Origin of the sequence: Euzebya tangerina (genome assembly GCF_003074135.1) — a bacterium.
Taxonomy (GTDB): Bacteria; Actinomycetota; Nitriliruptoria; order Euzebyales; family Euzebyaceae; genus Euzebya; species Euzebya tangerina.
Map to the genome: position 1 here is coordinate 1,441,906 of NZ_PPDK01000001.1, position 17,919 is coordinate 1,459,824.

The window sequence follows — 17,919 nt, forward strand, 5'->3', positions numbered from 1 at the left end:
TCCATACCCCGCAGGCCCGCGGGGTCCAGCAGTCGACCAGAGACAAGGAGCGAGGAGCGTTGGTTCAGTCCCGAGGCGGTCTCCGGAACGCGCTGATTCCAGCTCTCGTGGTGATCGTGGTCGTCCTGACGATCCTGACCGTCAACACCAGCAGGGCCGAGCAGGAGGAGTTCGACCGGGACATCGAGGCTGCGGTCGACCTCGTGGCGCAACGAGTCGATGCTCGGCTCCAACGCGGGGTGCTGGAGGCTGAAGCCCTGCGTGGCTTGTTCGCCGCCTCGGAGGAGGTGGAGGCGGATGAGTTCGCCGCCTACACCTCGTTGCTCTTCGACAGTGAGACGTTGGAGGGCGTCACGGCCCTCGGCTGGTCACCCCGGGTCCTGCGGGAGGACATCCCGGCGCTCGAAGCCACCGTCCGCACCGACACCAGCATCAACCCGGACGGCAACCCCACGTTCGAGGTGTTCCCGCCCGTGACGGACGTCGACGCCGACCCGGTGGTGTACGTGGCCCCGAACTCCAACTCGGCGGCCTGGGGCTTCAACCTGGCCTCCAATCCCTCGCGACGGGCCGCACTCGACGCCGCCCGCGACACCGGGGAGGTGATCTCGACCGAGCCCCTCGTCCTGGTGCAGGAGGAGGCGGACAGCGCAGCCGTCATCCTCTACGCCGCGGTGTACGAGGGCGGGCGGACGCCCGCGACCGTTGCCGAACGGCAGGCTGCGTATCGGGGATCGGTCTCGGTGGTGCTCCGGAGCGTTGAGTTCATCGCGCCGGTGATCGCCGACCCGCGGATCGAGGTCACGCTGTACGACGTCACGACTGCCGACGTCGCCGAGTCCGCAGCCCAGTCCCAGTCCGCAGCCGCCGATCTGACGCCCCAGGGGGTGGCGCCGGCGGCCATGCTGCTGCCCGCCTTCGATCCGGCCGGCCGCACCGCGATCGAGCGGGTCGTCGATGCGCCGGGCCGGGAGTGGATGTTGGTCGCCTCAGCGGTTGAGCCTCGACCGGCGGCCGTGGACGCGGGCATCCTGATGCCACGGCTCCTCCCGCTCCTCGCCGTCGTGGGGCTGTTCCTGATCCTCGGACGGTCGGAGCGACGGGCCCTGGACGAGGCGCAGGTCGCAGCCGAGGAGGTTCGGGCGTCCGAGCAACGCCTCGGCGCGCTGGTCGCGAGCTCGCCCGACGGGCTGCTGCTGCTCGACGCCGAGGGCGCGGTGCAGTTCGCCAGCAACGAAGCCGACCGCCTGCTGTCCTACCACGGGCAACCGGTCGTCGATACCAACATCGAAGCGCTGCTCTCATCCGGTCGGGGACCGGTGTTGGACCGGCTGCGCGACATGACCGACGGCCGGGTCGAGTTCGAGGGTCGTTCCCCGTCTGGCACCGGGATCGACGTCACCGCGGTGGCCTTCGACGACGATCAGATCCTGGTGTCGGTGCGCGACGCCACGGCACGAATCCGGGCGTTCGACCTGATGGAACGCGCCGTCGTCCGGGAGCGGCAGGCAGCCGAGCGCGAGCGGGAGCTGGCGGCCTCCCGGCGGGCGTTGCTGTCGACGGTCTCCCACGAGCTGAAGACGCCGCTCACGGCCATCCTGGGCTTCTCGAGCCTCCTCAACCAGCAGACGAAGGACGACAACCCGGTCGTCGGACAAGCCGCCAATCGGATCGTCCGGAACGCCAAGACGTTGGTCAGCCTGGTCGACGACCTGGTGGCGTTCTCCCGTCTCGAGCGTGATGACTTCGTGCTCGACCTGGCCGATGTCGACGCCTGCGCGCTGGTCGAGGACATCGTCGAGTCGATGCGTCCGGTCCTCGACCAGCACCAGCTCACCGTGAGCGGGCAATCGGTGACGGCCGCGCTCGACCCCACCGCGGTCACGCGGATCATGTCGAACCTGTTGATCAACGCCGCTCGCTACACACCACCGGGGACCCATGTCGAGGTTGCGGTCGTACCGGATCGTGACGGCGTCCGGATCTCGGTGGACGACAGTGGTCCGGGGGTTCCCGCCGACGAGCGGCAGCTGATCTTCGAGCGGTATCAGCGTGGCTCCGGTGGTGCTGCCGCCACCAGCGTCGGGACCGGAGTGGGCCTGTGGGTCGTCCGCGAACTGGCCCACCGGATGGGCGGCGACGTGGTGCTCGAGGACTCCCAACTGGGTGGGGCACGATTCGTCGTGCGGCTGGCGAGCACCCACGCCGGCATGTCGACCGACGCGCCCGATGGCCAGCCCGGGACGGTGCCGGTGTGAGCGACAGGCGCGTCCTCATCGCCGATGACACCGAGGACATGCGCGCACTGGTCAGCATCGTCCTGCTCGGCGCCGGCGTGACCATCGTCGGTCAGGGCAAGGATGGCAACGAGGCTCTGGAGCTGTGGCGCACCTCGCGACCGCCGAGGCTCCACGCCGTCATCCTGGACCAGCGCATGCCCGGCCGCACCGGACTCGAGGTGGCTGAGGAGATCCTGGCCGAGGACCCCGAGCAGCGCATCATCCTCCTCTCCGCGCACGTCGACCCGGAGATGACCGCGGCCGCCGAGGCCCTCGGCATCACCGCCGTGGTGCCCAAGGAGGACATCCTGGGGCTGCCGGAGCACCTCGCGTTCCCCGGCTGACGCGCTCGCACCACGGTTGTCCACAGGGCAGCCGAATTGCCTCTCGGGGGCCGGCCGCCCTTCCGTACTGTCCCGGTCGTGCGTCGCGAAGCCCTCCCCGTTGCCGTCCGCCTGGCCGACCAGGTCCTCCTGGCCGAGGTCACCGCCTACGTCGAGGCCCATCTCGGTTGGCAGGTCGTCGACCACGGGCCACACCTACCCGCGCGGCTGTGCCTGGCCGACCGGCCGCAGCCAGATCTACCAACCATTGCCGTCGCCGTCCCGGGCACCGATCCTCGTCCCCTCCTTCGGGCCGGGGTGCGCGACGTGGTGCTGTGGCCCGACGAACAGGGTCGTCTGGCCGATCTGGTCCCCGATGATCCGGTCGGCCGTCCCGCCGACCAGGTCGTCGTGGTGGCCGGACTGGCTTCGCGTGTCGGGACCACGACGGTGGCCCTCGCCCTCGGTGCCTGCGCCGCCTGGCGGGGTCGGCGCGTCGTCGTGGCCACCTCCACACACGGTCGAGCCCTGGTGGGTCCACTGGAGGCCGGGGCGGTGCCCGGTGTCGGGGAGGTGCCAGGCATCCCTGGCCTGGCCGTGCAGGTCGGCCTGGGCACCCCGCCAGGCCCCAGCAGCCTCTCGGGCACAGGCAGTCCCCCGCGTCCCCACCTCATGGTCGTCGACCGTGGCGTGTCCACGGGTGCCCACATCGCCGTTGCAGTCCCGGACCGGCTGTGTGCGGAGCAGATCGAGCAGCTGACGCCCAGCTGCACCCTGGTGCTCCGCGGCCGGGGTGGCTTGCGTGAGGCGGAGATCCGGCGCCTGTTCGACGGCCGCTCGGGCGTGGTGCTGGAGGAGTCCTTCCGCGTCGCCAGAGCGGGCTTCCAGCGGCGTGTGCCCATCGGGCTGCCCGGCCGGTACGTGGACGGTGTGACCGAGGCGCTCGGGTCGGCCACCGGAGCCATCGCGCCCCGGACGGCGGCGGCGTGACCGACACGGCAGCCACCGACCCCGCCCTGGTCACCCGGATCCGCAGTCGGCTGTCGATAGCCCGCACGGGCTCAGCGCCTGGTCCGCAGACACCGGCGGGGACGCGAGCTGCGGTCGCGGCCGCGCTGGCGGAGGAGGGGGTGACCGATCCAGCGGTGCTGCCCACGTTGGTCCGCGACATCGCCGACCAGGTCGCGGGTCTGGGACCACTCGAGCGGCTGCTGCGGACGCCGGGCGTCTCCGACGTCATGGTCAACGCCCCGAATGATGTGTGGATCGAGCGGGACGGGCGGCTGGAACGCATCGACCTGGGTCTCGCCTCGCGCGCGGACCTGCTCGATGCCGTCAGGCGGGTCATCGCCACACGAGGAGGCCGTCTGGACCGGGCCCACCCGTTCGTCGACACCCAACTGGCCGACGGCAGCCGCCTGCACGCGGTCATCGAGCCGATCGTGCCAGCCGGGCCCGTGGTCACCATCCGGCGCTTCGACCGACGGCAGCTGGGGTGGGCCGATCTGGAGCACTCCGGTGCGGTCCCCGGTCCCGCCGCAGCGATCCTGCGCCAGCTCGTCGCGGAGCGCCGCGGACTCGTCGTCTGCGGGCGAACCGGTGTCGGCAAGACCACGCTGCTGCAGTTGCTGCTGGGCCAGGTGAGCCACAGCGAACGGGTGGTCCTCATCGAGGACGCCCCCGAACTGCAACCCGCCACCGCCCATCTCGTCCGGCTGCAGACCCGTCCTGCCAGCGCCGAGGGAGCCGGCGAGATCGACGCCGGCACGCTGGTCCGCCAGGCGCTGCGCATGCGGCCTGACCGCATCGTCGTGGGAGAGGTACGAGGCCGCGAGATCGCCGACGTCCTGCAGGCGCTGGTGACCGGCCACGAAGGCTGCATGACGACCGTGCACGCCAGCTCGGCCGAGGAGGCGCTGGTCCGACTGGAGGGGCTGGCGCTGTTGGCAGGCCTCCCCCTCGCGGCGGCCAGAGCGCAGATCGCGGCGGCCGTGGACGCGGTGGTGGCACTGGGTCGCGACCAGGAGGGCCGACGCGGTGTGACCCAGATCGCAGCGATTCGGTCCGACGGCGATCGTCCGACCGCGACACCGCTCTGGGAGCGGCAGTGACCACGCTGCTGCGACGCGCAGGTGCAGGAGACGCCGATCTGGCCCAGGCCGACGTCCTGGTGGTGCAGGCCGTCCTGGCCGCCGGTGCGTCACCACTCGAGGCCCTCCGCGAGGTGGACCATCCCGTCATCCGGGATGCTGTCGCTGCCGTCGATGCCGGTGGCTCCCTCGGCGAGTGGCTGGCCGCAGACGATGGCGACGCACCGCGAGCCCCGGCGGCCGTGTCGTTGGTCCGGGCTCTCTCGCTCAGCGACAGACTCGGGTCGGCGGCCGGACCGGCGGCCGACGCGGTCCTCGACGGCCTTGCGGCAGCAGAGCGCGGTCGGCGCCTGACCCGGACGCGGTCGGCCCAGGCGGTGCACAGCGCCCGGTTCCTGATCGGGCTGCCACCCGTCGCCGGTCTGGGTCTCCTCGTACTCGATCCTGCGGTTCGGCAGTTCTGGCTGGCCGGCTCGGGCCTGCTCATCGTGCTCGTCGCGATCGTCCTGATCGGCAGCGCCCTGCTCTGGATTCGGCGGCTCCTGGCCCACGTCGCCGACGCCGCCGGGAATGTGGACCCGCTGGCCGACACGACCGCGAAGCCAGCCCGGGCGGCCGCCACCGTGACCGTCGCCGTGGTCGGAGCGGTGGCCGGCGGCGTTCTGGTCGGGCTGCTCGGTGCCGCGGTGGTGTGGGCAACAGCACCACACCTCCGACAGCGCCTGGTCCAGCCGGCGGAGGAGGCATGGCCGACCCTGTCACCCGCCGACGCCCGGCAGTTGCCGACCGTGGAGGCCATCGAGTTGTTGGCCCTGGCCCTGTCCAGCTCCGCCCCGCTGCCAACGGCCTGTGCCCTGGTCGGAGAAGCCTGCGCGGGCCCAACCGGGCGGGTCTTCGACCGGGTGGCCGCCGGACTGCACATGGGCGCCGATCCGGATGAGGCATTCCCCGAACCGCTCGCCGAGGTGGCACGCCTCCTGTCACTGACCCGTCGCTGGGGTGCCCCGAGCGCGAAGGCACTGCGCCTGCTGGCAGCAGATCTTCGAACTCGGGCCGCGTCAGCGGCGGAGGAGGCCGCCGAACGGCTCGCCGTCCGGCTGGTCTTCCCCACAACCCTGCTGCTCGTACCGGCCTTCGGGCTGCTGGTCGTCGTCCCGCTTGCGGTGTCGATGCTCAGCGGTCTGCAGCTCGGCGGGTAGCCACTCGAACCCAACACGAAGGAGCTCTCATGAACACCACCACCGCCATTCCAACGACCGGCGCCCCGACCGCAAGTGCAGGCGTCGCCGACCGGCTGCGGGCCGTTCACACCGACGAGACCGGATCCCAGGCCATGGAGTACGGCGCGCTCGCGGCCGGCGGCTGCGGCCTCATCGGGGTGCTGGTCCAGCTGCTGTCATCCGACACGGTGCAGGACCGGCTCTCCGGTGTCGTGACCGGCGTCATCGATCAGCTGGGCACCATGCTCGGCGGGATCTTCTGAGCCGGTCTGCATCAGCCGTGGTACCCGCCCCGTCCCGACCGGGTCGTGGGCGGGTGCCCGCGAGTTCTAGCGGGCACGACGAGGGCGCCCAAGCCATCGAGTTCGCGCTGGTGATGCCACTCGTCGCCGTGGCGGCGGCCGTGATCATCGGCCTCGGCCAGCTGGTCATGCTGCAACTCGGCTTGCACCAGACCTCGGTGGCGGGTGCCCGCCTCGCCGCGGTGTCCGACGATGCCACCGTGCTGGCCCAGCTGGACCTGCCAGCGCACACCGTGGTCCAGATCACCCCGCCGTCCGGCGAGCGGGCCGTCGGCGACATGGTCGTGGTACGGATCGAGCGGACACTCGACCTGCCCGGCGGCTCCCGGACCGTCGGGGCCGCAGCGGCCTTCCGCACCGAGGTGGTCCCGTGATGCCGACGGTGGCCCGGCGCGCGAACCCGGCCGACGGCGGCGCCGCCGGCCTGCTGACGATCCTCACCACGCTGATCAGCGGGACGGTGGTGGTGGCCGTGGTGCTCAGCCTCGCGACGGCCGCTGCGGCCGCGGGACGGGCCCGTGCAGCCGCCGACGCGGCCGCCTTGGCGATCCTGTCCGGCTCGCCGCTGGCCGGTGGTGACGGCTCGCCGGCACGTGACGCGGGAGAGATCGTTGCCCGGGCAGCCGACGTCACCATCGTCTCCCTGGACCAGGCAGACTGGCCGCTGGCCGTCCACGTGGTCACCGAGATCGACGTCCCGCTGATCCCCTGGATGCCGCGCGTGCTGCAGGCCCGCGGATCGGCTGCCCTCGACCCACCTGATCCGCCTTGACCGACGCTACGCTCGGTGGCTGGACCGTCAGGTGCTCGCGCGGCCCGTTCAACCATGACCCAGCCGACCGGACTTCTGCAACCCGACCCCGTCGGCCGGGACGTCGGCGGCACGACGCTGATCGGGTACCTGTTGGACGCAGCCCGACTTCGACCCGCCGGCCGCAGGCTGTTGACCCTCTTCAGTCTGGCCCTGTTCATGGTGGGCCTGAGCGTCTTCGCATTCCCGCTCACCACCGACATCTACACGACCCAGCTGGTCCAACGACCCCTGGCCGACCAGTTCACCTCACCGGAGATCGTCGAGCGGTACACCACACGCACGATCCAGACCGGGGACCCCCTGACCCAGATGGTCATTCCCGCGCTGGACGTCGATGTCGTGGTGGTGGAGGGCACCTCACCAGCCGCCCTCCGAGCCGGCGCCGGCCACTACCCGAACACCCCGCTGCCCGGTGAGGAGGGCAACGTGGCCATCGCCGGACACCGGACCACCTACGGCAAGCCGCTCAACGAACTCGACCTGCTCGACGTCGGCGAGGAGATCCAGCTGGTCACGCCACTGTCGATCCACACCTATCGGGTGGTCGCGGCACCAGCCGACTCCGGGAGGCGCTGTGCCAACGATGCCTGCTGGATCGTCGACCCCGATCAGTGGGAGGTCGTTGCACCGCTGGACGGCGCGATGCTGACCCTGACCACCTGCCACCCCAAGAACTCCTTCGCCGAACGGCTCATCCTCCGAGCCGAACTCGTCGGGAGCGAACCCCGGGTCTTCGACGACGAGGGCACCCCGCTGCCCGTGGACCAGACCGCCGCCGCCGCTGAGGTCAGGCGATCATGAGCCGCTGGATCATCGGGCGTGGCGTTGCCCTGGGGGCGGTCGTCGCCCTGATCGTGCTCGGCGTGCTCCTGAGCGTCGCTCCGGTGCAGGCACAGCCCGACCAGCGGGTTGAGGAACCCGCTGCCAGCGCCACCATCGACGACACCTTCGTCGTGGCCGCCATCGTCCGACCTGACGGCGACAGGGCCATAGCGAGGGTCGAAGCCCGCCTGAGCGGACCCTCCAGCCTGCTGGTCGAGTTGGACCCCATCGACCGCTCCGCCGACGGTGGGCAGCGGTGGGCGGCCACAGTCGACCCGCTCGTGCCAGACCGGACGTTGGCCAACGGCAGCTACCGGGTCGAGATCCGCAGCGTCAGCGACGACGGCGCAGAGCAGGAGTGGGTGGGGCACGACATCGCGGTGGCCGTCCCGCCCGCTCGTCCGACGCTCTCCGCAGCGCCGCTCTCCTCGTCAGCTCGACAGGTTCGGCTCACCTGGGACCCGGTCAGGCTCCCCGACTTCTTGGGCTACCGGATCGAGCGTCGACCACACGCAGCCGGCGGCGCGTGGACGACCGCGCACCAGGTCACGCAGGCGGGAACAGGTGCGGTGGTCGACACCGTTCCGGCCGAGGGGGAGTACCGTTACCGACTTGCCGTCCTCCGGCGCAGTGGTGCGGACCAGGCCGCCGGAGATGAGTCCGCTGTTGATGAGGGAGCGACGCAGGAGTTGCAAGCAACCTCACCCACCATCGGCGTACGAGCCACCACAGCCGACCCCGGGGTCTTCACACCACCGGCAGAGGGACCTGCCCCGCCCGCAGCGGGCGATCCGGACCCTGGGTCCGGTGACCCGCCCGCCCCGGTCGCGGGGGCGGGCCCGATCATCCGCGCCGACACACCCGACCCGGTCGAAGCCCCGGCTCCTCAGCCGGTGGCACCAGGGCAGCCGGCCGGTCAGGCCGCGGCGGTCGGGCAGCCCACGCCGGTCCCCGAGCCGGCGCAGGCGGTGGTGCCTGAACCGGAACCGCAGGATCCGCCCACGGAGGCCCCAGCCACCCCTCAGGCACCCGACCTCGGCGAGACCGTCTTCGAGGACCGTCTGCCGTTCGCCGAAACGGCCTCCGAGCTGACCCTGACCGAGAGCGAGACAGCCTTCATCGATGGAAGTCTCACCCCGGGTGGAACCCTGGCGGTCTACACCGAGCAGACCCACGATCAGACCCACGACGTGCTCACCGCCACCGCCGGGGGGCTCGTGATCGTGTTGCTGTCCGCACACGTCCTCCGCTTCGCGACCGCGGCCAGACGACGAGGCGGTTAGAGCCATCCAACATTGGCAATGGTCCCCGACAGACGTGAGCAGACCGAACACGCCACCATTTTTGGAGACGACACGTGCAGATGACCATTGACGACCGCGACGATGACCGCTCCGTGGTCGCCGTCTCAGGTGAGGTCGATGTCTACACCGCACCCACGCTTCGGGAACACCTCAACGGCCGCATCGCTGACGGTGCGACGGATCTGGTGGTCGACCTGAGCGATGTCGGGTTCATGGACTCAACTGGTCTCGGGGTATTGGTCGGGGCGCTCAAACGGCTCCGCCAAGCCGGAGGAGACATGCAGGTGATCTGCACCTCCGAGCCGGTGCTGAAGATCTTTCGCATCACCGGCCTCGAAGGTGTGCTCGGCGTCGTCACCTCACCGGAGGAGCTATCCAGCAGTGACTGACTGGACCACACTACGCGTCCCGGCTTCCGCCCACGTCGTGGGCATCGCACGCGCCATGACCGTTGCGTCGGCCAGCGGGTCCGGCTTGGCGCCGGAGCGGGTCGACGACGTTCGCACCTGCACCAGCGAAGCGGTGACCAACGCGCTCCAGGCGCACCGCCGGGCCGAGGTGACCTTGCCGATCGTGGTCCGCACCCAAGTCGACGGCGACAGCTTCGTCGTCGAGGTGGGGGACTGCGGCAACGGCCTGAGCGTGACGGAGTCAGACTTGACGGTGACGCCCGCCGACCCTTCCGACATCGCCGAACTGGCGGAGGGTGGGTTCGGCATCCCGGTGATGCGCGAGTTGAGTGACGGGTTCGACGTCCGGCCCGGCGGCCTGCTCGACCCGGCCATCGGCACGACTATTCGGATGGCCTTCGAACTCACGGCCGACGAGCCAGCCGAGACCGGCACCTCGCTGAACGTCTGAACCTCTGACGTAGCCGGCTGCGCGGGCGCTGTGCCGTTGGTCGCCCGCGCCGAGGTGCCGGCTTGCGAGCCGGTCGGATTCTCAGCCGGCTGCGCGGGCTCCGTTAGGATCCAGCGACGTGGATGCACTGCTGAGAGCAACGGTCAACACCTACGACGCCTGTGCGGAGGAGTACCTGGCGGCCTGGAAGGATCGGCGACCGCGGGACAGCGCCCGCACGTTCGCCCGGATGGCCGGGGATGGTGCCCTGGTCCTCGACGTCGCGGGTGGACCCGGTGTGGATGTCCGGCTGCTGCGGGACGTCGGCTTGAAGGCGGCCTCGGGCGACCTGTCGTCGGAGTGCATGCGGGTGGCCAGGACCTTCTTCCCCAAGGGTCTGCTGGCGCGCTGGGACTACCGCAGCCTCCCGTTCGCCGACAACCAGTTCTCCGGGATCTGGGCGCCGGCCGCGCTCCAGCATCTGCCCCGGCGGGCGATCCTCCCGGCTATGCGCGAGTTCCGTCGGGTTCAGGCCACGGGGCCGATCTTCGTCACCTTCCCTGAGGGCGAGAGTGACATGGCACCCATGGAGGACCCGCCAGCGGGCATGGTCCAGGTGACGAGCGTCACGCCGGAAGAGCTGCAGGCGCTCCTGCTCCGGCTCGGCTACGTCGACGTGGAGGTGGAGTCCCGTCCGGATCCCCGCGGGATCGCCCAACGCTGGTCCTACGGCGTGGGGATCGCGCCGGTGTAGCCGGCCCTGGCACGTCTGTTCAGCCGAGGAGGACCTGCCCGAGGGCGGCCAACGAGCCACCACCCGCCCAGACCAGCAGGCCAGCGCGGACGGTCTCGTCCGACAGTCGGGTCAGCAACGGCGTGGCCACAACCATGCCAGTGGCGACTGCGACGGCGAGCACCAGCCCGGTCTGGACCTGGAGGAGGGTCAGGCTGCCCGTCAGAGCCAGGCCGAGCAGCGCCAACAGGATGCCGGGCACGAAGATGCTGGCCAGTGTCGGTCGTACCTCTCCCGGGCTGCGGTGTCGGTACAGCACGGCGAGGGGCGGACCGCCCAGCCCAGTCGCAGTGCCGCTGAAGCCGCTGACGAGGCCGGCGAGGCGCTCGTTTGCCGGCGTGACGGAGACGGTCCATCCCAGACCGGTGGAGATGACGGCAACGAGCATCACGACGGCGACGGCGACGCTGATGCCGTCGGCGCTCAGCACCAGGACTGCGAGGGTCCCAAGTGCGATCCCGGGCACACGAGCCACGGCCACCCTGATGGCCGCGTCGCGATCGATCTGCTTGCTCTCCCGGAACGCCATCGCGACGGTCATCGGGAGGAAAGCGACGAGCGGGGCACCCGGGATCAACTCCGGCGTGGTCAAGGCCAGGGCAGGGACGGTCGTGAACGCGACGCCGAAGCCCAGGATGGACTGCGCCGCACCCCCGAGGAGAGCGGCGAGTGCGACGAACACGATCTCGAGGCCGCTCACTGGCGGCCATGTTGCCGTCCGCACGCCCTGGCCGCCGCCGTCGGACCTGGTCGGCACGGTGGGGAACCTGGCTGCACGGTGGGGAAGGTTGGCGCGACGTGGGGAAGGTTGGCGCGGCGTGGGGAAGGTTGGCTCGGCGTGGGGAAAGCAAGTTGGTCGGGAAGCCGGTCCGTCAGAACGGGGAGATCACCACGGCGAGGTCAGGTTCCCCGCAGCCAGGTCAGTTTCCCCGCAGCGAGGTTAGGTTCCCCGCAGCGAGGTCAGGTTCCCCGCGGCGAGGTTGGGTTCCCCGCAGCGAGGCCAGCTTCCCCCACGGGCCCTCAGGGATCCGACCGGATGTTGCCGTCGCTGGAGGTGTCCGGTAAGCCGTAGGCCTGGCGGAGCGAGTTGGTCCACTCCTGCTCGTCGACCGGCTCCTCCCGCTGCACCTCCCCCGGGGCTGGCGTCGGTTGTGTCGGGTCCGTCGGCCGGGCGGCCGACACCACAGACGCCGAGGGGCCGCCCCTAGCACTCGCTGACGGTGAGGCGGCGTCCGTGTCCGAGCCCTCAGCCGCTGTCCCGCTGGACGGCTCGGGACGTTCCTGGCCGTGGCTGTGGGCTGCCACTTCCGCCGACTCCGGGTCGATCGTCGCCGCCGCCACGGCCGTCGTCAGGGGGACGGCCATGATCAGGCCCAGCGACCCGACGATCGTCCGGACGATCTCCTGGGCCACGAGTTCGCTGGTAATGGTCTCCCCGATGGCGCCGTCCCCAACGGTGAAGAGGATCAGCAGGGGCAGGGCCGCCCCCGCGTAGGCCAAGAACAAGGTGTTGACCGTCGCCGCGATGTGGTCACGCCCGACCCGGAGCGCCTCGCCGAACACGGCTCGGTCCGTGATCTCCGGGTTCGCCCGTCGAAGGGCGGCGACCGTCGAGGCCTGACTCACCGTCACGTCGTCCAACACCCCGAGCGTCCCGATGATGATGCCGGCCAACAGCAGGCCACGGATGTCGATCTCGGTCCCCACCGCGAACCGGAGCAGCTGGACGTCCTCACTCGACAGGCCGGTCAGGCTGGTGGCCTCCACGGCAACCAGCGCCAGACCCACGGTGGCCAGCAGCGCGATGCTGGTCCCGACCATCGCCGCCTGGGTCGTCACCGACCACCCGTGGCTGAGCGGCAGGGTCGCCAGCATCACCGCGACCGCGATCACCAGCGCGACGACCGTCGGGCTCTGCCCAGCCAGCAGGGCAGGGATCGCCACGACGATGATCAACAGGCCTGAGACGCCCAGGCCGACCAGTGCCCGCAGCCCCTGCCAGCGCCCGAGTGCGATCACGGCCGCCGCGAAGACCGCCGCCAGCCACGTCAGGGGCATTCCTCGCGGGAAGTCCACGATGGCGAACTGCGGGTCCGTCCCCTCCGCCGACACCTGCGCGACCTGTACGGTCCGGCCGGCCTCGAAGAGCCCTCCCTCATCAACAGCGTCGATCGTGAGGACACCGCCGTTCTCCAGCTCCACATCGACGGAGACCTCGCGGGACCCCGGCAGGACGAAGTCCGACTGCTCGGGCAGCTCTCGCACCTCGAGGATCTCGGCGTTGAACCGGACTTCAGTCCCCGCGGCGAAGCCCTGTTGATCCGGCTCGGGCACCCCGCCGTAGGGGTAGATGGCTGCCAGGCCCACGACGGTCGCCACCACGACGCCGATGACGACGTTTCGCAGCAGACCGCGACGGGAGGCCTTGCTCATGAGGCGACTGTAACCGTGAGCTCCCAGGCGCGGTCCGACCTACCACAGAGGTGCGTCGGCTTCCGAGTGCTGATGCGCGATACATGACAGGCGCAGGTGGTCGGTCACGGTGCTCGCCGGGTCCGGCAGGACGACACCCCCGGACCTGGTGGGCCCGGGGGTGTCGGTCGAGCAGCCGTCAGAGGAACGCCGGTGCGAACACCAGGCTGACGATCGTCATCACCTTGATCAGGATGTTCATCGCCGGACCGGAGGTGTCCTTGAACGGGTCACCGACGGTGTCACCGGTCACCGCAGCCTTGTGCTGCTCCGAGCCCTTGCCGCCGTGGTTGCCCGCCTCGATGTACTTCTTGGCGTTGTCCCAAGCACCGCCGGCGTTGGCCATGAAGATGGCCAACATGAAGCCGGTCGACAGCGCGCCGGCCAGCAGGCCGCCCAGCGCCTCCGGTGAGACGAACCCGACGGCGAGGGGGAGGATGACGGCCAGCGAGCCTGGCACCACCATCTCCCTCAGCGACGCCTGAGTGGAGATGTCGACGCAGCGGGCGGAGTCGGGCTTGACGCCTTCCTTGCCCTCACGCAGCCCGGGGATCTCGGCGAACTGGCGCCGCACCTCCACGATCATGGCCTGCGCGGCCCGACCGACGGACTTCATCGTCAGTGCCGCGAAGGCGAACGTCGACATGGCACCGAGGAACAGACCGCTGATGACCTCCACCGAGGTCAGATCGATCACGTCGAGCCCCACGGCCGCGGTGTAGGAGCGGAACAGCGCCAGCGCGGTCAGTGCGGCCGACCCGATCGCGAAGCCCTTGGCGACCGCGGCCGTGGTGTTGCCCAGCGCATCCAGTCCGTCGGTGACCTGGCGGACCTCCGGCGGCAGATGGGCCATCTCGGCGATGCCACCGGCGTTGTCGGAGATCGGACCGTAGGCGTCGACGGCGACGACTGCACCGGTCGTGGCCAGCATGCCGATGGCGGCCAGCGCCGCGGCGTACAGACCGCCACCGGCGACGCCGTCGGCGAAGGCCGCCTCTCCCAGCGCGTAGGAGGCCGCCAGACCACCGACGATCAGGACCACCGACGCGACGGTGGAGATCATGCCGTCGGCGATACCACCGATGATGACGGTCGCGGGGCCGGTCTCGGACTCTCCGGCCAAGCGCTTGACGGGGCCGTAGTGGTCGGAGGTGTAGTACTCCGAGGTGAACCCGATGGCGTAGCCGACGGCCAGGCCGATGACGATGACGAAGCCGAGCAAGAGGCCGTTGGAGATCTCCGCGACGTCACCGAACACGAACGCGGCGGCGCCGAGCGACACCACACCGGTGATGATCATGGCCATGTTGGTCCCGAAGTGCAGCTGGGAGGACAGTGACCTACCAGGACGCCCGCGGACCAGCAGGGCACCGATGATCGAGGCGACCATCCCGATCGCCGCGATCAGCAGCGGGAAGAGGTAGGCGGCCTCCAGCAGGGACCCGTCGCCGATCTCGGAGATGTCGCCCGAGATGCCGGCCTGGAACCCGCCGAACAGCAGCGCGGCCAGGACGATCGGGGCGACGATGGACCCGGCGTAGGACTCGAACAGGTCCGCGCCCATGCCGGCGACGTCACCGACGTTGTCACCGACGTTGTCGGCGATGGTTGCGGGGTTGCGGGGGTCGTCCTCGGGGATGCCGGCCTCGACCTTGCCGACCAGGTCGGCGCCGACATCAGCGGCCTTCGTATAGATGCCGCCCCCGATGCGGGCGAACAGGGCGATGGAGGAGCCACCGAGACCGAACGCCGCGATCACGCTGAAGGCATCCGGGACCCCGAGGCCCTGGACGAAGATGATGTAGCAGAGGCTGACACCGAGCAGCCCCATGCCGGCGACCGTGAAGCCCATGACGGCTCCGCCCTTGAAGGCCAGCGGCAGGGCCTTCTCGGCGCCCTCGCGGGCGGCGTTGGCCGTCCGGACGTTGGCGGCTGTGGCGATCTGCATCCCGACGACACCGGCGACGGCGCTGAACAGGGCACCCATCAGGTAGGCCGCAGCGCCGTAGGGCAGGCCGTAGGGCAGCACGATGGCGATGACGACCGTCATCACCGCCACGAAGACGCCAACCCAGCGGTACTCCCGCCGCAGGAACGCCTGGGCGCCCTCACGGATGGCCTGGGCCAGCTCCTTCATCGTGTCGGTGCCCTCGTCGGCGGCGTTCACCACCTGGTTGAAGTAGAAGGCCAGGCCGAGGCCGGCCACCGCCGTGATGGCGGCGAGGTACGGGATAAACGTCATGGTGTGAGTGCCTTCGTTCGTTGGTTCGGCCGCGCACAGTGGGTCGGAGGTCTCGGCCCAGGGCCCCGTGGGGCGGCGCGGCTGGTGGGGTCTTGTGATGTGGAGGGGCGGCCGGCCTGCTGCGGGGGAGGGTGCAGCACGAACCAGGGCCACCGGTCACGCTCGGGCACGCAGTGTAGGCGCTGGCAGCCGGACGGCGACAATCGGCCACGGGAGTCGCGCCCACGGTGGCTCTCCCCGGGGCTGTGGACAACGTGGCGGGTGCCGTCGGCGCCTCTGCTACGGTCCGGTCTGTGCTGCCAGGCCTGAGACCTGCGGACCAACGGGAACGGGGAGAGAACCATCCATGTTCGGATTCGGACGACTGACGTGCGGCATCGCGCAGACCGGGGACCGTCGCCTCGCTCTGCTCCTCCTCGCTGGTCTGATCGCAGCCGGCATGACGACGCCGGCCACGGGTCAGATCGTCCTCCCGCCGACGCCGCTGACGGCGGACCAGGCCATCGTGGACCTTCCTGAGTACTTCGAGCGGGTCGTCGCTGTGGACACCGACCGCGATCGCGTGCTGGTCAGCGGCGAGGACGGGATCGTCGCCGTATCAGGCCAAGGTCCGGAGGAATCCATCGAGGGCATCGGAGCGATCAGGTCGATGCTGGTGACGGACGTCGATCAGGTTCTGGCGCTGGGATGGGCGGGACAGCTGGTGGTGCTCGACGCGGCCACGCTCGAGCAGGAGAGCACGATCGACCTCCCGGCAGACGTGTCGTTCTCCGACATGGTGACGGCGGGGGATCGGCTGTTCGTCGCTGGCCGGACCGAGCAGGCCTCGACGCTTTGGGCGGCCGACCTCGAGGCGCTGCTGTCCGGCGATGCGGAGCTCCAGGAGGTTGCCGGTCCGGAGTTGCTCGGCCCGACCGGGCTCGCCCCCATATTGCTCCCGCTGTCCGAGCCGGATCGGGTCTACATCGTCGACACCTCGTCGGTGACGACCCTGGACGTGACCGAGGCCGACGTGGAGTTGGTCGGGCGGGCAGAGGGGTCCGGGCTGCAGGGTGACGTCGCCGTGGACCCCGACGAGCAGGTCGTCTACTTCGGCGGCGGCGCCGTCTTCGACACGGCCAGACTCACGGTCAGCGAGGGACAGCGATTCTCCAGCGGGGTGTCTGCTGAGTCCGGTTTGGAACTGTTCATCGCATCCCGCGCTTCCGACCCGGTGGTGCTCAGCAGGCTCGCGGTCGCATCCGGAGAGACTCCCGTTCACCTTCGCGTGCGCTGTCCCGGTTCACGGGTCCTCGCGCTTGACCGGCTTGCCGGGGATCGGCTGGTGATCACCACGCCCGAGTCGGTCTGCATCACCGATCCGCCGGTCATCTCGGCAGACCTGAGCGATCGACGAGCGGATACCACCGAGCGGATCGCGGTCGGCGACCCCACCGACTTCGCCATCGAAGTCAGCCGACTGCGATTCCCCGACCAGGGTCCTCGGCAGCCCGAGATGGTCGTTCTCGCACGAGGCGATGTCTTCGCCGACGCCATGGCGGGGACATCGCTGACCGCCGATGCCCCGCTGCTGTACGTCGGCGACGACGGCACCATCCCGCCGCGGGTGATGGACGAGATCGACCGGGTCCTCCGCAACGACCCACTGGACGCGGAGCGACCGCTGATCGTCCTGCTCGGGGGCCCGGAGGCGATCAAGCGTGTGGAGCCCATGCTCTTTGACTTCGGGTACCAAACGCGTCGGCTGCAGGGCCGCGATCGGATCGAAACGGCCGTCGCCATCGCCCAGTTCGTCAACCGGCCATACCAACACTTCCTCGCGCGGGCCTACGGCACCGATGCCGACGCGACATCTGCATGGGCGGACGCGGTGGCGATCGGAACGCTGACCGCACAGGTGCAGCCCGTCCTCCTGACGACGAGCGACACGCTGCATCCGGCCGTGCAGCAGTACCTCTTCACCAATGAACCCGGCATCAGGGCGGTGCGGCCGATCGGCGGGGACGTGGCGCTGGCCGGCGCGATTGACGGACAGCTGACCGAGCTCGGCATCACGCAGGTCGGCCCTCGGTTCCGCGGGCCGAACCGTGCGGGAACGGCGGCGAGCATATTCCAGGAGTTACAACGGGGATCCCAGAGCGGGCGTTCGCCGGTCCTGGCGTTCAACGGCTACGTCGAGGAGGGTTGGGCCTACGCCCTGGTGGGTGCCGGGCTGGCGGGCGATCTCCAGGGCGCCCTGCTGCCGGTCGGCGACACCCTGCCGCCCGAGACCGAGGAGGCGATCGGATGCTCGGCCACGACGGAGCTGTTCCTCCTCGGCGGCGCCGAGCAGATCTCGTCGGATGTGGCGTTTGAACTCGACAGCATCACCGCGGAGTGCTGAGCCTCCGCGTCCACCGTGGAGGCCCCGTCGTGATC

At 70.4% G+C, this 17,919-nt stretch carries 17 protein-coding genes; 14 read left to right on the forward strand and 3 right to left on the reverse strand.

Annotation, left to right across the window (positions count from 1 at the left end; genetic code table 11):
* Positions 1 to 59 precede the first annotated feature (59 nt).
* The 13 genes from C1746_RS06630 (at position 60) to C1746_RS06690 (ending at position 10,748) form a co-directional block, all read left to right on the forward strand.
* Positions 60 to 2,258, forward strand: a complete 2,199-nt coding sequence (locus tag C1746_RS06630) for a CHASE domain-containing sensor histidine kinase (protein WP_162867460.1) — start codon at positions 60 to 62, stop codon at positions 2,256 to 2,258.
* A complete protein-coding gene (locus C1746_RS06635) occupies positions 2,255 to 2,623 on the forward strand; it encodes a response regulator transcription factor (protein ID WP_116713856.1) in 369 nt (122 codons plus the stop codon). The genes C1746_RS06630 and C1746_RS06635 overlap by 4 nt, the downstream gene beginning before the upstream one ends.
* Before the next feature lie 78 nt (positions 2,624 to 2,701).
* Positions 2,702 to 3,592: a hypothetical protein gene (locus C1746_RS06640; protein ID WP_116713857.1), complete on the forward strand. Its 891-nt coding sequence runs from the start codon at positions 2,702 to 2,704 to the stop codon at positions 3,590 to 3,592.
* On the forward strand, positions 3,589 to 4,713 hold the full coding sequence (locus tag C1746_RS06645) for a TadA family conjugal transfer-associated ATPase (RefSeq protein WP_116713858.1): 1,125 nt from the start codon (positions 3,589 to 3,591) through the stop codon (positions 4,711 to 4,713). The genes C1746_RS06640 and C1746_RS06645 overlap by 4 nt, the downstream gene beginning before the upstream one ends.
* Positions 4,710 to 5,891 carry a type II secretion system F family protein gene (locus C1746_RS06650; protein ID WP_162867461.1) on the forward strand — a complete coding sequence of 394 codons (1,182 nt, stop codon included), beginning with the start codon at positions 4,710 to 4,712 and terminating at the stop codon, positions 5,889 to 5,891. The genes C1746_RS06645 and C1746_RS06650 overlap by 4 nt, the downstream gene beginning before the upstream one ends.
* Positions 5,892 to 5,920: 29 nt before the next feature.
* Positions 5,921 to 6,175 carry a DUF4244 domain-containing protein gene (locus C1746_RS06655; RefSeq protein WP_116713860.1) on the forward strand — a complete coding sequence of 85 codons (255 nt, stop codon included), beginning with the start codon at positions 5,921 to 5,923 and terminating at the stop codon, positions 6,173 to 6,175.
* 53 nt (positions 6,176 to 6,228) lie between these two features.
* Entirely contained in the window at positions 6,229 to 6,588 is a 360-nt protein-coding gene (locus C1746_RS06660; protein ID WP_116713861.1) for a TadE/TadG family type IV pilus assembly protein, read from the forward strand.
* Positions 6,588 to 6,986, forward strand: coding sequence for a hypothetical protein (locus C1746_RS06665; protein ID WP_116713862.1), 399 nt, complete (start codon positions 6,588 to 6,590; stop codon positions 6,984 to 6,986). The genes C1746_RS06660 and C1746_RS06665 overlap by 1 nt, the downstream gene beginning before the upstream one ends.
* A 54-nt stretch (positions 6,987 to 7,040) precedes the next feature.
* Positions 7,041 to 7,829 (forward strand): class E sortase, encoded by a 789-nt coding sequence (locus C1746_RS06670; RefSeq protein WP_116713863.1) that lies wholly within the window; start codon positions 7,041 to 7,043, stop codon positions 7,827 to 7,829.
* The gene (locus C1746_RS06675) at positions 7,826 to 9,133 is read left to right on the forward strand and encodes a fibronectin type III domain-containing protein (protein ID WP_116713864.1); all 1,308 of its coding nucleotides are present in this window, start codon (positions 7,826 to 7,828) and stop codon (positions 9,131 to 9,133) included. Before C1746_RS06670 ends, C1746_RS06675 begins: the two co-directional genes overlap by 4 nt.
* Before the next feature lie 80 nt (positions 9,134 to 9,213).
* Positions 9,214 to 9,543 carry an STAS domain-containing protein gene (locus C1746_RS06680; RefSeq protein ID WP_116713865.1) on the forward strand — a complete coding sequence of 110 codons (330 nt, stop codon included), beginning with the start codon at positions 9,214 to 9,216 and terminating at the stop codon, positions 9,541 to 9,543.
* A complete protein-coding gene (locus C1746_RS06685) occupies positions 9,536 to 10,015 on the forward strand; it encodes an ATP-binding protein (protein ID WP_162867463.1) in 480 nt (159 codons plus the stop codon). Before C1746_RS06680 ends, C1746_RS06685 begins: the two co-directional genes overlap by 8 nt.
* A 118-nt stretch (positions 10,016 to 10,133) precedes the next feature.
* On the forward strand, positions 10,134 to 10,748 hold the full coding sequence (locus C1746_RS06690; RefSeq protein WP_116713867.1) for a class I SAM-dependent methyltransferase: 615 nt from the start codon (positions 10,134 to 10,136) through the stop codon (positions 10,746 to 10,748).
* A 19-nt stretch (positions 10,749 to 10,767) separates the two neighbouring features.
* Here C1746_RS06690 and C1746_RS06695 read toward each other — a convergent pair whose 3' ends face one another.
* The 3 genes from C1746_RS06695 to C1746_RS06705 all read right to left on the reverse strand — a co-directional run bounded on the left by C1746_RS06695 (position 10,768) and on the right by C1746_RS06705 (position 15,501).
* Entirely contained in the window at positions 10,768 to 11,544 is a 777-nt protein-coding gene (locus C1746_RS06695; RefSeq protein WP_116713868.1) for a sulfite exporter TauE/SafE family protein, read from the reverse strand.
* A 263-nt stretch (positions 11,545 to 11,807) separates the two neighbouring features.
* The gene (locus C1746_RS06700; RefSeq protein WP_116713869.1) at positions 11,808 to 13,220 is read right to left on the reverse strand and encodes a YibE/F family protein; all 1,413 of its coding nucleotides are present in this window, start codon (positions 13,218 to 13,220) and stop codon (positions 11,808 to 11,810) included.
* Between the two features lie 178 nt (positions 13,221 to 13,398).
* The gene (locus C1746_RS06705; protein WP_116713870.1) at positions 13,399 to 15,501 is read right to left on the reverse strand and encodes a sodium-translocating pyrophosphatase; all 2,103 of its coding nucleotides are present in this window, start codon (positions 15,499 to 15,501) and stop codon (positions 13,399 to 13,401) included.
* A 346-nt stretch (positions 15,502 to 15,847) separates the two neighbouring features.
* Here C1746_RS06705 and C1746_RS06710 point away from each other — a divergent pair, with 346 nt between their 5' ends.
* Positions 15,848 to 17,884 carry a cell wall-binding repeat-containing protein gene (locus C1746_RS06710; protein WP_162867464.1) on the forward strand — a complete coding sequence of 679 codons (2,037 nt, stop codon included), beginning with the start codon at positions 15,848 to 15,850 and terminating at the stop codon, positions 17,882 to 17,884.
* The last annotated feature ends 35 nt before the right edge of the window (positions 17,885 to 17,919 follow it).